The organism is Pseudomonas profundi (genome assembly GCF_008638305.1).
In the GTDB taxonomy this organism is placed as follows: domain Bacteria; phylum Pseudomonadota; class Gammaproteobacteria; order Pseudomonadales; family Pseudomonadaceae; genus Halopseudomonas; species Halopseudomonas profundi.
Window position 1 is genome coordinate 94,113 of the sequence record NZ_VTPZ01000006.1, and the last position, 15,610, is coordinate 109,722.

The 15,610-nt window shown below is 56.3% G+C and carries 14 protein-coding genes; 9 read left to right on the plus strand and 5 right to left on the minus strand.

The window, feature by feature from the left end:
• Positions 1–20: 20 nt before the first annotated feature.
• Genes FZE95_RS09835 through FZE95_RS09855 form a run of 5 tightly spaced genes read right to left on the minus strand, consistent with a single transcriptional unit; the run spans position 21 to position 5,555 of the window.
• The gene (locus FZE95_RS09835) at positions 21–1,172 is read right to left on the minus strand and encodes an acyl-CoA dehydrogenase family protein (RefSeq protein WP_150300709.1); all 1,152 of its coding nucleotides are present in this window, start codon (positions 1,170–1,172) and stop codon (positions 21–23) included.
• A 26-nt stretch (positions 1,173–1,198) separates the two neighbouring features.
• Entirely contained in the window at positions 1,199–2,287 is a 1,089-nt protein-coding gene (locus FZE95_RS09840) for an enoyl-CoA hydratase/isomerase family protein (RefSeq protein ID WP_150300710.1), read from the minus strand.
• Complete coding sequence (gene mmsB / locus FZE95_RS09845; protein ID WP_150300711.1) at positions 2,280–3,173, minus strand: 3-hydroxyisobutyrate dehydrogenase; 894 nt, start codon at positions 3,171–3,173, stop codon at positions 2,280–2,282. The genes FZE95_RS09840 and mmsB overlap by 8 nt, the downstream gene beginning before the upstream one ends.
• Before the next feature lie 51 nt (positions 3,174–3,224).
• On the minus strand, positions 3,225–3,998 hold the full coding sequence (locus FZE95_RS09850) for an enoyl-CoA hydratase (protein ID WP_150300712.1): 774 nt from the start codon (positions 3,996–3,998) through the stop codon (positions 3,225–3,227).
• Between the two features lie 48 nt (positions 3,999–4,046).
• Positions 4,047–5,555, minus strand: a complete 1,509-nt coding sequence (locus FZE95_RS09855; RefSeq protein WP_150300713.1) for a CoA-acylating methylmalonate-semialdehyde dehydrogenase — start codon at positions 5,553–5,555, stop codon at positions 4,047–4,049.
• A gap of 127 nt (positions 5,556–5,682) precedes the next feature.
• On the opposite strand from FZE95_RS09855, the gene FZE95_RS09860 reads away from it, so the two are divergent.
• From FZE95_RS09860 to FZE95_RS09900, 9 genes are all read left to right on the plus strand, one after another.
• Entirely contained in the window at positions 5,683–6,576 is an 894-nt protein-coding gene (locus tag FZE95_RS09860; protein WP_150300714.1) for a LysR family transcriptional regulator, read from the plus strand.
• A 699-nt stretch (positions 6,577–7,275) separates the two neighbouring features.
• Positions 7,276–8,079 carry an SDR family oxidoreductase gene (locus FZE95_RS09865; RefSeq protein WP_150300715.1) on the plus strand — a complete coding sequence of 268 codons (804 nt, stop codon included), beginning with the start codon at positions 7,276–7,278 and terminating at the stop codon, positions 8,077–8,079.
• A 165-nt stretch (positions 8,080–8,244) separates the two neighbouring features.
• Positions 8,245–9,918 (plus strand): DUF1302 domain-containing protein, encoded by a 1,674-nt coding sequence (locus FZE95_RS09870; protein WP_150300716.1) that lies wholly within the window; start codon positions 8,245–8,247, stop codon positions 9,916–9,918.
• Between the two features lie 110 nt (positions 9,919–10,028).
• Positions 10,029–10,481: a nuclear transport factor 2 family protein gene (locus tag FZE95_RS09875; RefSeq protein WP_150300717.1), complete on the plus strand. Its 453-nt coding sequence runs from the start codon at positions 10,029–10,031 to the stop codon at positions 10,479–10,481.
• A gap of 69 nt (positions 10,482–10,550) precedes the next feature.
• Entirely contained in the window at positions 10,551–12,314 is a 1,764-nt protein-coding gene (locus tag FZE95_RS09880) for an FAD-binding protein (RefSeq protein ID WP_150300718.1), read from the plus strand.
• Positions 12,311–12,736, plus strand: a complete 426-nt coding sequence (locus FZE95_RS09885) for a hypothetical protein (protein WP_150300719.1) — start codon at positions 12,311–12,313, stop codon at positions 12,734–12,736. The genes FZE95_RS09880 and FZE95_RS09885 overlap by 4 nt, the downstream gene beginning before the upstream one ends.
• Before the next feature lie 63 nt (positions 12,737–12,799).
• The gene (locus tag FZE95_RS09890; protein WP_150300720.1) at positions 12,800–14,185 is read left to right on the plus strand and encodes a DUF1329 domain-containing protein; all 1,386 of its coding nucleotides are present in this window, start codon (positions 12,800–12,802) and stop codon (positions 14,183–14,185) included.
• Positions 14,186–14,274: 89 nt separating this feature from the next.
• Positions 14,275–15,057: a glucose 1-dehydrogenase gene (locus FZE95_RS09895; protein ID WP_150300721.1), complete on the plus strand. Its 783-nt coding sequence runs from the start codon at positions 14,275–14,277 to the stop codon at positions 15,055–15,057.
• 9 nt (positions 15,058–15,066) lie between these two features.
• The gene (locus FZE95_RS09900; RefSeq protein WP_163982735.1) at positions 15,067–15,609 is read left to right on the plus strand and encodes a nuclear transport factor 2 family protein; all 543 of its coding nucleotides are present in this window, start codon (positions 15,067–15,069) and stop codon (positions 15,607–15,609) included.
• Position 15,610: the final 1 nt, after the last annotated feature.

Consider the following 15,610-nt stretch of genomic DNA (forward strand, 5'->3'; position numbering starts at 1 on the left):
ACGTCCGAGCAGCTTTGAGACTAAAGGGAATACTGGCGCAGCTCCCGTGCAATCAGCAAGCGCTGTATCTCGCTGGTGCCTTCATAAATCTGCGTAATCCGTGCATCACGATAAAGCCGCTCGACGGGGTAGTCCTCCAGATAACCGTAACCGCCATGAATCTGTATCGCTTTGGAGCACACCTCTTCCGCCATTTCGCTGGCAAACAGCTTGGCCTGGGAGGCTTCGGACAGACAGGGCTCACCGGCGCTGCGCAAACGTGCCGCATGCAGGATCATCAGCCGCGCTGCATTCAGCTTCATATGCATGTCCGCAAGCATATTGGCGATGCTTTGATGCTCTGTCAGCGCCACGCCGAACTGGCTGCGCTCCCGCGCGTAGGTCAGTGCGGCCTCAAAGGCGGCACGGGCAATGCCCAGGGCCTGCGCAGCAATGCCGATGCGGCCTCCCTCCAGATTGGACAAGGCAATGGCCAGCCCTTTGCCGCGCTGGCCCAACATGTTGGCTTCGGGGATACGACAATTATCCAGGCTCACGGCGCAGGTATCCGAACCGCGGATGCCCATCTTGTGTTCCATGCGCTCGATCCTGAAACCAGGGTTCTCGGTGGGCACCAGGAAGGCGGAGAGGCCTTTCTTGCCGAGTTCAGGGTCAGTCACGGCAAAAACGATCGCCAGACCCGCGCGCTTGGCATTGCTGACAAACTGCTTGGCGCCGTTGATCACCCATTCGCCATTTTCCAGGACCGCTCGGGTCCGTAGGTTGTGCGCTTCGGAGCCGGCCTGGGGTTCGGTCAAACAGAAACAACCAATCGTCTGACCCGCCGCGAGAGAAGGCAGCCAGGTTTGCTGCTGATCCGGCGTACCGAACTTGAGAAGCGGTCCACACCCCACGGAGTTATGAATGCTCATAATGGCGCCCGTTGCGCCGCAGCCTGCTGAAATTTCTTCCACGGCCAGGGCGTAAGCGGCGTAATCAGTGTAGCTCCCGCCCCATTCCTCTGGCACCACCATCCCCAGTAGCCCCAGCTCACCCATCTGACGCACCACAGCGTCATCGATCCAGCCGGCCTTGTCCCATTCGGCGGCACGCGGCGCCAGTTCGCTTTGCGCAAACTGGCGGGCCATGTCACGGACCATGCGCTGGTCTTCATTCAGTTCAATGTCATGCATTGTATCGATTCCCTTGTGCGGCCGGCTCAGGCCTGGCGGCGACTGGCGGTGGAGCTAGGCGCAAACCCTTCAAAGAATTCGTCTACCTGTTCAGCGCTGACTCCCGCGAGGGTCGGCGGATTCCAGCGTGGAGACTTGTCCTTATCGATAATCAGCGCTCGCACACCTTCCATGATGTCGCCCTTGGCGAACCATTGGCGATCCAGATGCAGCTCCATGGCGAAGCAGTCTGCCAGATCCAGGTCGCGACCACGGCGGATCATCTCCAGAGTGACGCTCATCGCCAGCGGTGAGCGGCTATCAATCACTGCAGCAGTCTTTTCCGCCCAATCCTGATAGGCCTCACATTCTTCCGTCGTCAGCGACTGGCGGATGTCCGCCAGTGAATTATGAGCAAAGTGACGATCAATAGTGTGCTGGATGGCCTTGAGTTCAGATCCGATCATTGCGCTGGAAGCCAGGGTCTTGAGGATATCCGTCAGGTCTTGCCCTGGGTTATCTGACCAGGTGGTGCCGTTCAGTGAAAAATGCAGTTCAGATATCAGATCCTTGCCCAGACAGAAATCCGCAAGTCCGGTGAAGAGCGCATCAGCCGCCCGAATCTGCGTGCCGGTGACGCCCAGGTAGGCTCCCAGCTCTCCGGGCAGGCGGGACAGAAAATAGCTTCCGCCCACATCAGGGAAATAGCCTATGCCGGTTTCAGGCATACCCATGCGTACGCTTTCAGTTATCACCCGGTGTGAAGCGCCCTGCACCAGGCCCATGCCGCCACCGAGAACGAAACCGTCCATCAGTGCCAGGATAGGTTTCGAGTAACCGTGAATACTCTGGTCCAGCGCGTATTCCTCTTCGAAGAAGGTGGTATACATGCCGTCACCGGCCTTGAAGCTGTCGTACAGGGCGCGAATGTCACCACCGGCGCAAAAGGCTTTCTCGCCATTCGCCCGCAAAACCACGGCCTTGATGCTGTCATCCTCGCGCCATGCGTCCAGCTGCTGCTGCAGGAGCCGAATCATCTCGAGCGTCAGCGCATTGAGGCCCGCAGGGCGATTGAGTATCAGATGGCCGACCTGGTTCTGCACCTCGGCCAATACAGTTTGCTGCAGATCAGTCATTCCGGGCTCCATACAGCTTGATGATCGCGGAGAAGTCCAACCCGCCATTACCCTGGCTGCTGAACGTCTGGTAAAGCTGCTGGGCCAGACCGCCGAGGATGACTGGTTGGCGCGCCTGCTTGGCCGCCTCGGTGGCCAGGCCGAGGTCCTTGAGCATCAGATCGCTACCAAAACCGCCGGTATAGCCCCGCGATGCCGGCGCGCTATCCAGTACGCCCGGGTAGGGGTTATAGGTATCGGAACTCCAGCAGCGACCGCTTGAAGTATTGATGATGCCCGCCAGCACCTTGGGATCCATGCCCAGGGATACGCCCAGATTCATGGCTTCGGCGGTCCCGATCATAGAGATCGCCAGTAACATGTTATTGGCGACCTTGGCCACCTGTCCGTTGCCCGCCGGGCCACAGTGAACAATGTTCTTGCCCATTGTCTGCAATACCGGCAGGGCTGCATCGAAATCAGTCTGCTCGCCGCCCACCATGAAGGTCAGGGTGCCTGCCGTAGCACCACCAGTACCGCCGGACACCGGTGCATCAATCATGCGGTTGCCATTTTTTTCTGCGGCGGTGGCAACTTCGCGGGCGCTCATCGGATCGATGGTTGAGCTGTCGATCAGGCGTACCGCCGGCGCAACGTTGGCCAGCAAGCCTTCCTCACCCAGGTAAACGGATTTCACGTGCTGGGCTGCGGGGAGCATGGTGATAATGAGCTCGACATCGCTCTGGGCCAGCGTGGCGATACTTTGCGCAGCGCTGGCCCCAGCGTCCACAAGACTGCTGACTGCCGTCTGGGACAGATCGAACACGGTCAGCTGATGGCCGGCCTTGATGAGATTGTGAGCCATTGGCCCGCCCATATTACCTAGGCCAAGAAATCCGATTTTCATGCATGTTACCTCGTTATTGTTGTCGGCTCGCCAATGTTGTCTGGCGCTTGCTCAATTGTTCCTGAAGCTCGGTTTGCGCTTCTCGACGAAGGCCTGCATGCCTTCGGTCTGGTCGGCCGTGGCGAAGATAGAGTGGAATACCCGGCGCTCGAAGCGCACGCCTTCGCTGAGGCTGGTCTCGAACACGCGGTTGACGCATTCCTTGGTCATCATCACGCTGGGCAGAGATTTCGCCGCGATGACCTGCGCGGTCTTCAGCGTTTCTTCCAGAAGTTGATCAGCTGGAATGATCCGCGCCACCAGACCGGCACGCTCGGCCTCTTCGGCGTCCATCTGGCGACCGGTCATGCACATCTCCATCGCCTTGGCCTTGCCCAGGGCACGGGTCAGGCGCTGGGTTCCGCCGATGCCGGGTAATACGCCCAGGTTGATCTCCGGCTGGCCAAATCGTGCATTGTCCGCTGCGTAGATGAAGTCGCAGATCATTGCCAGTTCGCAGCCGCCACCCAGGGCATAACCGGCCACCGCAGCGATCAGCGGCTTGCGCCGATTGGCGATGCGGTCGGCGGGGGAGAAGAAGTCGTCCAGGTATACCTGGGGATACTGCAGATCGACCATCTGCTTGATGTCGGCACCGGCGGCGAAGGCCTTGCTCGAGCCAGTCAGCACCATGCAACCAATGTTGGGATCCTTCTCGAATTGATCAAGGGCCTGATTCAGCTCGTCCAGCACCTGTGTATTCAAGGCATTCAATGCCTGGGGGCGATTCAGGGTGATCAGACCGACGCGGTCACGAACTTCAACCAGCAAGGTTTCAAAACTCATAGGACTACTCCAACAATGCGGGCCGACATTGCTGCCGGCCCGCATGAATTATTTCAGGGTGATGGTGGTGTTGACCGCAGCTGCCTGCTCGTCATCATCGAACCAGCGTGCGGTGACGGTCTTGGTCTGGGTGTAGAACATGATCACCTGCTTGCCGTAAGGACCGAGATCTCCCAGCTTGGAGCCACGTGAACCGCTGAAAGAGAACAGCGGGACCGGCACGGGGATCGGCACGTTGATGCCTACCTGGCCAACGTCGATATCCTCCTGGAAGCGCCGGGCGATGCCGCCGGAGCGCGTAAAGATAGCGGTGCCGTTGCCATTGGGATTGGCATTGATGATCTCGATGGCCTCGTCCAGGCTATCGGCCTGCATCACGTTTAGCACTGGCCCGAAGATTTCTTCGTCGTACACGGCCATGCCCGGCTTGACGCCAGCGAGGATGGTCGGACCGACAAAGTTGCCGTCTTCATAACCCGGCACGGTAGGGTTGCGTCCATCCAGCACCAGTTCAGCACCCTGATCCACACCTTTCTGAATCAGACCGTTAACCCGCTCCAGTGCCGCGGTGGAAATCACCGGGCCGACATCTGTGCCTGGCTCCACGCCGGCACTGACCTTCAGCGTCTGCGCCTTGCGCGCCAGTTCAGGCAACCAGTTACGGGCTTCGCCCACCAGGATGATGACCGGCAGGGCCATACAGCGCTGACCGGCAGCACCGAAGGCAGCGCCGACCAGATTGTTCAGGGTCTGCTCCTTGTTGGCATCGGGCATGACGATGGCGTGGTTCTTGGCGCCCATCATGCACTGCACGCGCTTGCCGGCCTGGCTGGAACGGTTATATACGTGAGTGCCGACATGGGTTGAGCCGACAAAGGAGACGGCCTTGATGTCCGGGTGATCACAGACTGCGTTCACTGCGTCGACGCCGCCATGGATCACGTTCAGCACCCCCGGCGGTATGCCCGCTTCCAACGCCAGTTCTGCCAGGCGCATGGTGACCATCGGATCCTGCTCGGAGGGCTTGAGCACAAAGGTATTTCCGGTGGCGATAGCCATGGGAAACATCCACAGCGGGATCATCGCCGGGAAGTTGAACGGCGTGATGCCGGCACAGACGCCCAGCGGTTGCAGCAGGGTATAGGTATCCACACCGCCGGCCACGTTGTTGGCCAGTTCACCGAGCTGCAGATTGCCCACGGCTGAAGCGTGCTCGACCACTTCCAGACCGCGGAACACGTCGCCTTCAGCATCGGCCAACGTCTTACCCTGCTCGGCGGTGAGAATGGCTGCCAGCTCTTTCATGTTCTCGCGGATCAGCTGCTGATATTTGAGGAAGATCCGCGCCCGGGCACCGATGGGTGTCTTGCGCCAGGTCTTGAATGCTTCCTTGGCGCCAGCGACCGCGGCATTGATTTCGTCCGCGGTGGCGAAGGGCACACGGGCCAGCACTTGCTGGGTCGCGGGGTTGATCACTTCGCGCCACTGGTCGGTTCTCGATTCGACAAATTCGCCGTTGATCAGCAGCTTGACGGTAGGGACATTCGTGGTGGTCATGTGTTTCTGCCTTGGGCCGTATGGGCCTTGTCGTTTGGAAGGTCGTACTGGATAGTAGCAGTGCGTTTTTACATTAAACAATTGGCTCATCCGCAACATGGATCTGCGTTTTTGCACAGGAAGGAAAATGGACTGGGATAATCTGCGTTTTTTTCTCGAATTGAGTAGAGCCGGGCGCCTGACTACTGCGGCGCGTCGTCTCGGGGTAGACCACACCACGGTGTCCCGGCGCGTCCAGGCGCTGGAAAAAAGTCTTGGCGTGGCGCTCTTCATCCGGGACACAACTGGTTATTCGCTGACCGAGGCGGGCCGCAGCCTGCTGCCCCAGGTTGAGCAGATGGAAGGGGCGAGCGTGCGGATTGAGCAGGCCCTGCCGAACCCGGGTGAAAGCCTTTCGGGGCAGGTGCGTATCGGCGCAACCGAAGGCTATGGGACGCTGATTCTGGGCGGTCAGCTCAGTGAGTTGAGCCAGCGCCATCCGCACCTTCATCTGGATTTGCTGGCGCTGCCCCGGGCGGTGCGCTTATCACGGCATGAGGCCGATATCGTCATCACCCTCGAGCGGCCCGAACGGGGACCCTTCATCATCACCAAGCTGACCGATTACGTCCTGCGCCTGTATGTCGGCAAGCACTATCTGGAAAAGCATGGGCCCATTCGCAACCGCGATGATCTGAGTACACATCGCTTTGTCAGCTATGTGGACGATCTGGTATTCAGCAAGGAGCTGCTGTTTCTCAACGAAATTGCAAGCTCGGGCGCGGTCGGGCTACGCAGCACAAGTTTGCTGGCGCAGCAGGAAGCCATAGCCGCCGGTGCCGGACTCGGCATCCTGCCCGCTTTCTCTGCTGATTCCGACCCGCGCCTGAGCCTCGTCATGCCTGAACAGATTCGTTTCATCAGAACATTCTGGATGTTGATGCCCATCGAACTGAAAGATATTGCCCGGATGCGGGTGACCTGGGATTTTTTGCGAGAGATGGCGGAGCTCGAGAAGGACAGGCTGATGGGCGCAAGATAATACTGGTGGCTATGCGGAGCGAAGAACAGCCAGCGATAACACCTGCTTGAGGACTGACAAGCGATTTCATTGGCGTAGCGCTGTAATTTTTATACCAGACGAAGGTTGTCATTTCATGAAACAGCATGTAGCTTAATAAAAAACGAGTCTGTTGGTTTTTAAATAGTGAGCAGGTTCCTTACAAAAACAAGAATCGGGAGAGATGATCAATATGCCTCCTACGCAGCTGTTTCCTCTGTCGCTCACCTCCGCTTCGCGTGGGGCTAGCGCTAATGGCGAAAACGTGTCCGCTGATATATCCGGTGCGAAGCTGTCTCCGTGGGAAGCGCAAGCAGCGGTCGATGACAATTGTAGCGTTGCTGCCTATACCCTGGATCCAAGCGGTTCGTCGAACCGTGATCCTGCCGGCCCAGATGGTGCTCCGGATTCTGACGCAGACGCACCCACTTGTCTTGTTATCCACCGAAGCCATTCCAGGCCCGCGCCAAACCGCCCAGCACAGATGTTACATCCAGACCTGAACTGTCTCTCCGTTACAGCACGGGGTTTTACCCCGCTCACGGCGGCGCTGGCTACCCCAGCTACGTTCGCGAACCATCTAAACCCCAATTGTATTGAAGCCAGTACCGACCTGGTTTTTCGCTTTGAAGCCTTGTCTCCCAGTGGCCTTCGCTAACTGTTACGTTTGGAGTATCAATAATGAGTGCAGATGCAGTTTTGAAAGGTAAGGTCGCCATAGTACTGGGCGCGGCTGGACCAGGAAATATGGGGCAGGTAATAGCTCGTTATATGTCTGAAGCTGGCGCTAATGTGGTGGTAGCTGGTCGACATGCTGATGAGCTTGAACGCTTCGCCGCTTCGATAGAGGGCTCTTCGGCTGTATGTGATATCACGAACAGTCAACAGTTGGCAGAGCTGTTCGGTACAACCATTGAACGCTATGGAAAGGTCGATATTGCGATAAATGCCACCGGGTGGGGTTTGCTGAAACCTTTCCTGGAGACAACTGAAGAGGAACTTGAGCGCATGCAGGATCTGCAGTTCAAAGGTCCTTTCATGTTTCTTCAGCAGGCGGTCACGTCGATGGAGTCAGGTGGGTCCATCATACAGATCAGCTCTGCAACCGCGTCTATCATGTTCGAGAATCATGCAGCCTATATGGGCACGAAGGCCGGGATCGATCATGTAGTGCGGTGCGTAGCGAACGAATTTGGTGAGCGGGGCATCCGCGCCAACAGCATTTCTCCCGGTCTGACTGATACACCGATGACGGCTGCAGCAAAGGAAGTTCCCGGTGTGTTTGAAGCCTTCCTTAAGGGTTATCCGCTCGGCCGTATAGGCACCTCTGAGGATATTGCGGCCGCGGCCGTCTGGCTGGCCAGCGATGCGTGTTTCATGACGGGACAAAACCTTCAGGTCAATGGAGGTTTAACGTTACGGGCAAATCCTATGCAGGCCGATATCAATGAAGCTGTGGAGCAGGCTGCGCAACACTCGCGTTGATAGGCGCGGTGGACACAGCGTAAGAAGCAGAGATAACGATTTATTCCAAACAGTAGGCAACCGCTGTAACAGATGGTGAATTCCATTCCGATTAAATAAAACGAGCTAGTTGGTTTTATTTAATCGGGCCAGGAAGGACTCATTAATAACCCTTGGAGCATGCAAATGAGCGTAAACAAGAATAACAACCGCTGTAACAAAATTGCCCTGTCACGTCTGGCCGCCGGAGTGCTAGCCGCCGGGCTCGCATCGACCAGTGGGCAGGCGATGGCGTTCAGTATTGACACCGAGAACCCGGATCTGCGGGTGCGCTGGGACAATACGGTTAAATACAACATCGGCTGGCGTATGGAAGGTCGGGATGACCGTTTGGGAGACAACTGGGTCTCACAGGCGACCAACCATGGTTGGGACAAGGGCGATATCGTGACCAATCGGGTCGATATTCTCAGCGAATTCGACATGGTTTATAAAATGAATCATGGCTTCCGGGTCTCTGCTGCAGCCTGGAACGACTTTGCGTTCGATGATGTTGAAGGTAACCCAGCCTACCAGGCGGCCGGTCTGGGCACGGCGTATCCAAATAATCGTTTTACCAGTGACGTGGAACGCTACTACAAGCGCTCAGGTGAGATATTGGATGCCTTCGTCTTTACTCGCCTCGATGTGGGTACGGTGCCGATAAATGTGCGCGCGGGTCGTCACAATGTGTACTGGGGCGAGTCGATGTTTACCTTCGGCAACAGTATCGCCTATGGCCAAGGTCCACTCGACCTGCGCAAAGCGACTTCTACGCCGGGCGTCGAAGCGAAAGAGTTGTTCCTGCCACAGACTCAGATCTCGGCCTCGGCACAGCTGACGGATAATGTTTCGGTGTCCGCCAATTACTACCTTGAGTGGGATGCGCACCGCCTCCCGGAAGGTGGGACCTACCTCGGTGGCTCTGACCTCAGCTTTCTTGGCGGGACCGATTATCTTGGTCTACCCGTAGTGGGCGATCTGGATCATGGTCCAGGTGAAAAACCTGATGATCGAGGCAGCTGGGGTATTAACACACATATTCGCTCAGAATTGCTGGGCGGAACCATCGGTCTCTACTACCGGAATTTTGACGACCGCAATCCGGCCATGGTGATGGCGCCCGACTCTTCCTATATGTACAACGCCTACGCAGAAGATGTGAAACTTTACGGTATCAGCTATGCGCGGCTATTGGGTGCTATCTCGGTAGGCGCCGAGTTATCCCGCCGGGAAGGCACATCGCTGGCGTCCAATAGCGCTGGTCTCGCTACAGGTGATACGTGGCATGGCTTGCTCAACATGGTGGCTTTCATTGGCCAAACGTCCGTGTTCGATTCAGCCAGTTTGTCTGCAGAGCTATCTTATAGCCGGCTCGATAGCGTTGACGGCTCGACTCGCCAGTTCTTTAATCACGAGAGCGGGCGGTATGGGGGGTGTGACGCCGGACGGAAGGGCGGATGCGCAACCGATGATTCGCTGGGCTTTCAGGTGTCATTTGTCCCGACCTGGTATCAGGTATACCCGGGCATAGACATGACTGCACCAATCAACTACGGCCAAGGCATCACTGGTAACTCGCCTACTCCCCTCGGCACTGCAGAAAACGGCGGTTCCTGGAGCGTTGGCGTAGGCCTGGATATCCATGCCAAGTACGAAGTGGATCTGGCCTACAACGATTATTTTGGCGACTACACCAAGGGAGCGAATCCACTCGCAGCCGTACCGGGCGTGGAGGACGTGGTGTGGGAGAACAACAGCGGCAGCGGGATCATGCACGACCGCGGTTGGTTGTCTCTGACCTTCAAGACCGCGTTCTGATCCAGGCTCTCCGACCAAGATAACCATTAGCGAAACGCCGCTCGGACTGATAGTGCCAACAGATTGGCTGGCGCTGTCAGTCCGATGAGGTGAAATAGGGGAGCAGTCATATGTTGAGCCTTGAAGCCAGGATTCAGCGCATTGAAGACCATCTGGCGCTGCAAGAACTTATTCATTCGTATTGCATTCATATCGACGAAGCAAAAAACGCGGATGCGATCGTTGATTGTTTTGTAGACGATGCGGTTCTGGATTTGTCCGGCCTGGGTCTGCCGGTGGTGACGGGACACCAGGACATTCGCGAGTTTTTTATCAGTGTGCTGGCTGGCACCGAGTGCAACGCCCATTTCAGCAGCAATTTTAAAGTTAATCGGTTGGAGCAGGACGAGGCGGAGTGCCAGAGCTATGTGCATGCGGTCGGCACCGCCAAGGACGGTAGCGACATTCTGGTATATGCCAAGCACCAATATCGCTGCGTCAGAACTGCCATGGGTTGGAAAATAAAGCATTTTTCAGAGCCCTATTTGTTACCTCCCACCAAGGTCATTCCGCACTTTGAGTAAGTGATGCTCAATGTTGGTGCGACCCACGCGTATATATTTCTACGCCCTCATGGTTACAGGTAGAGCGTGATGAACAATAAAAAAGATAAGACCGAAACGTCTCTTTCTCGCCGCAGTTTGCTCGCCAGTGCGGGTATAGCGGTAGGCGCGGCAGCGGCCTTGGGCGTTCCGGGTGTTGCCATGGCAGCAAGCTCGGCTGGTAGAAAAGTGCAGTGGGATCTGGAAACCGATGTGATCTGCGTTGGTACGGGATCGGCCGCGTGTACAGCAGCGGTGACAGCCGTCTCACGCGGCGCAAAAGTGATCGTACTGGAGAAGATGCCCATGGCAGGCGGCACCACCGGCAAATCGGGCGGCATCACCTGGATTCCGAACAATCAGTTCCTGGCGGAAGCCGGCCTGAATGATGACAAGACGGATTGCCTGAAATACATAGCCCGCTATGCCTACCCCGAACGTTACAACGCCAACGGTCCGACACTGGGGCTGAGCGAGCACGATTATCGAATGATCGAGACCTTTTACGATAATGGCACGCGTATGGTGGATTGGATGGCGAAGGTGGAGGCCATGTCCTTCCAGCCCTTCCAATTGTGGGAGCTGGAGATCACCCCTCCGGATTACGGCGACCACTTGGCCGAGAACAAGCTGAACAAGGGGCGAGCATTGGAGCCGGCTGTGGGAGCCGGTCCATACAGTGGCGGTAGCAGTCTGGCCTACCAACTTGAAACCTGGCTGCGTAATGCGGAAGTCCCCGTGATGCTTGAGCACAAGGCAGAAGAGATCATCTTCGACGGTGAGCGAGCAACGGGTCTGGTGGTCAGTCATGCAGGCAAGCGCATCAACATCAAGGCCAATAAAGGCGTCATCTTCGGTACTGGTGGGTATGCCCACAACACCGACCTGATCGAGCGTCACCAGAGTCCGGGCCTGTATGGCTCGTGCGCTGCGGTCGGCTCCACCGGAGACTTCGTCGGCATGGCCCAGCAGGCGGGTGCCCGTATGGGGCGCCTGGATACGGCATGGCGGACACCTGTGGTACTCGAAGAGGCGTTGCAGAACCGGGCTGTGGCTCACGGCGTCGTATTCGCTCCGGGCGACTCCATGATTCATGTCAACAAGTACGGCCAGCGTTGCGTCAACGAAAAGCGCAACTACAACGACAGGACCCAGGCGCACTTCACCTTTGATCCGGTTAATGCCGAATACCCGAACCTGTTCATGTTCATGGTATTTGATGAGCGGACCCTGCAGCGCAACGGCGGCGCCTTGCCCATTCCCGTGGACAAGCGCGAATCTGCCTGGTTGATCGAGGGTAGAGGTACCAAGGATCTGGGGCAGCAGATACGTCAGCGTCTGCAGTCACTTCACGGCAAACTCGGTACCTACAAGCTGGATGACGCGTTCGAAGAAAATCTCAGCGCGACCATCACCCGTTATAACGAGTTTGCCAGAACGGGCAGGGATGAGGACTTTGACCGTGGTCTGCATGAGTACGACCAGATATGGCAGAAGGTCTTCTCGCCAGTCCGTGAGGACAGCGATTTTCCCGATAACAATCACCCGAACTCCACCATGCATCCGATCGATGACGATAGGCTGTATGCCGTCATTCTTGCACCGGGTGCGCTGGATACCAGCGGTGGTCCGGAGATCAATGAGCATGGCCAGGTTCTGGGCGCAGACGGTAAGCCGATCGAAGGGCTCTACGGAGCGGGTAACTGCGTGGCTTCCCCGGTCGGCCCAGCCTACGTTGGCGCAGGCGGCACCATTGGTGTGGCTATGACCTTTGCCTGGTTGGCTGGTACCCATGTGGTCGGAGCAGAGGCATGAAGCGTTTGATGGATGGCCTGTTGACCTCGTTGTCTGTAATGGCGATCGGTACGCTGCAGGCCGGGGCTGTGTCTGCGTCTGCTGCGGTAGAGGATGGTTCGGTCAGCTTTACCCAGGCTGTCATCCCGGTGCTGCGGACTCAGTGCGCTACCTGTCACATGACGGGGACAGAACCAGGCAACCTCAAGCTCTACCCCTCGGCCGCTTATGACAGCATTGTGGAAGCGAAATCACCAGGCACGGGAGCGACGCTGGTCGTCCCCGGGAACCCCGACAGCAGCTACCTCTTGCACAAGATCAAGGGTACCCATCTTGAGCACGGCGGCACAGGGGGGCGCATGCCCTTCGGTCAGCGGCCGCTAGCGGACGACGTCATCTCCGTAATAGAAAAATGGATCGATCAGGGAGCGCTGAACAACTGAGCGCGACGCCATTTCAGCTTTAAAACCCTTGAATGAAAAATAACAATTACAGGTGATTGGTTTATGAAATTGAAAATGACATGCGTGGCGGTACTAGGTGCCCTGGGCCTGAGTCAGGGAGCAATGGCAGCATTGAATGCCGATGAAATTGCCCGGTTGGGAGACGATCTGACTGTCTGGGGTGCGATTCAGGCAGGCAATGAAGCGGGAACCATCCCTGCGTATACCGGACCTGTTGAGCCGCCAGCGGGCTACGATCCTTCCAAACCAGGTAAACGGCCTGATCCTTTCGCAGACGAAAAGCCAATGTTCAGCATAACCGCTGACAATATGGACGAATACGCGGATCAGCTTTCGGCAGGCACGCAAAAGATGTTGCAGCAGTACCCGAGCTTTCGCCTGGATGTATATCCCACCCATCGAACGGCTAGTTATCCAGAATACGTCCTTGATAATACATTGAAGAACGCTAAAGCCTGCGAGTTGGCTGATAACCTCCTGCAATTGTCAGGGGAATGTTATGGAGGTGTACCCTTCCCGATTCCAAAAAATGGTTCCGAGGTTATGTGGAACCGGACGCTGAAATACGATCAATATGCATACGAATCTCCAGCCCAGACGTCGACCCTGGTAGACGCGAAAGGACGAGTTATCGAAACGGGCGCTTTCGAATACTGGCAAACCTTCCCTCATTACGAGCCGGGTCGCACAGCGCCAATCGACAGTGAGGAAATGCTGGAGTATGGCAGGGTCGACTGGACTGGGCCGGCGCGTAAGGCTGGTGAAAAGCTGGTGATTCACGATAACGTGGATATGCTCAATATTGGCCGACGCGCCTGGTCCTATCTGCCGGGCCAGCGTAGAGTCAAGCTCTCGCCTGATGTTGCCTATGACACACCTAGTCCAGCGGGCGGAGGAATCGGTACTACCGATGAAACACAAGTGTTTTACGGTTCTCAGGATCGCTACAACTTTGAGCTCATGGGCCGGAAAGAAATGTTCATTCCGTATAATACATTCAAGTTACATGATGAATCCCAGTGCTCGGCTGAACAGGTTTATACACCTAACCATATGAATCCGGATTGTGTTCGCTGGGAGTTGCACAGGGTCTGGGTGGTCGAAGCTACACTGAAAGAGGGTAAGCGGCATATCTATCCCCGTCGAACATTTTATTGGAACGAAGATATTTACGCAGTGGGGATGGCTGATAACTACGATGATGCGGGGAATATATATCGAGTTACCCGTACCCACTATTATCCCTTCTATGAAACCCATGGACATAATACGCATGAGTTTGTAGTCCATGACCTCGCCAGCGGTGGCTATGTGCGGCAGGCTTACACACCGGCCGACGGCAACATGATGACGGTGACTCCCGCAGAGGAGGCTCACCCGGCTCGCTTCTATCAACCCTCAAGCCTTTCCCGCGGCGGCGTTCGCTAAGCAGATCAGTGGGGTTGGTTAACACCAACCCTCGATTCTCAAGGGAAGTATGAGGGTAACAATAACAACGTGTTGTCGAGGTTTGAACCATGAGACTGAATAATAAAGTAGCACTGATCACCGGAGCCGCGTCAGGTATTGGCGAGGGGATTGCTCGTCTCTTTGCCGCAGAGGGAGCCAAGGTGCTGGTGACCGATATACACGACGAGGCAGGACGCCGCCTGGCCCAGAGTCTGACGGGCAATTGTCATTATCATCATCTGGATGTTTCAAAAATGAGTGATTGGCGGGACGCGATCGGCTGGGCGGAATCGAATCTCGGGCCGGTAGATATCATGGTCCACAGTGCTGGAATATCCTTCCCCGCAGATATCGAGACAGTCGATGAAGAGGCCTGGCACAATCACATGAATGTACATGGTTTGGGTACGATGCTGGGTTGCAAGGTCACTGTCGAAAGTATGAAAAAGGTAGGGAAGGGCTCCATCATCAATATATCGAGTGTGGAGAGCATTCGTCCCGGTCCACTTTTTGTTGCTTATGGCGCAGCAAAGGCGGCTATGGATTCTGTCACCAAGACAGTTGCTTTGCATTGCGGTGAAAGAGGCTACAACATCCGGGTTAACTCGGTACACCCGGCCGCCACGCGCACCCCGCTGGTGCAGCAGTATCTGGACGGCGCGGAAGATCCTGTGGCACTCGAAAAAATATACGCCGGCATGCAGCCGCTCGGGCGCATTGCTGAAGTCAGCGAGATAGCCTCAGCTGTACTGTTTCTTGCTTCAGATGATGCAAGTTTCATGACAGGGCATCAAATGTATGTAGACGGTGGAGTTTTGAGTAAACCCTACCCAGCAGGGGAGGGTGCCTAGAAAATGGACATGTCCCAATCCATGCTGAGCGAAGTGGCGCTGCTCATTGACAAACAGCAACTGCATGAACTGAATGTTCGTTATTGCATTGGGGTTGATCGTAAGGATCATGCGTTGCTTTCCAGAGTATGGGCTGAATCTGCGACCATTGATTTCGGTTTATTCAGGGGAAGCGCCAGCGAATTTTGCCAATTGATTGTTCTGGACGATCCGGCCGTCAGCATCGCGCATCATTTCGCTTCCAATGAACTATTTGAAATCCAAGGTGATAAAGCCACAGGGCAGAGCTACGTTATTGGTAGTTCGGTCAGGCCGCAGGGGGACGGGTCCCAAGAAAATCAACTGGTGGGTGGTCGTTACCTGGATACCTATATACGCGAAGAGGGCAAATGGCTGATCAGCCGTCGCCACTTCGTCGTTGACTGGGTCCACGCGCAAGTCAGTCTCGCAGACTACCAGGCGGGAATTGCGGCGGTCGCTACCAACGGCAAGCCCTCGACAGATGACATCGCATACAGTTTCCCACATGCTGGCTTTTTTGAAGGGGAGTAGA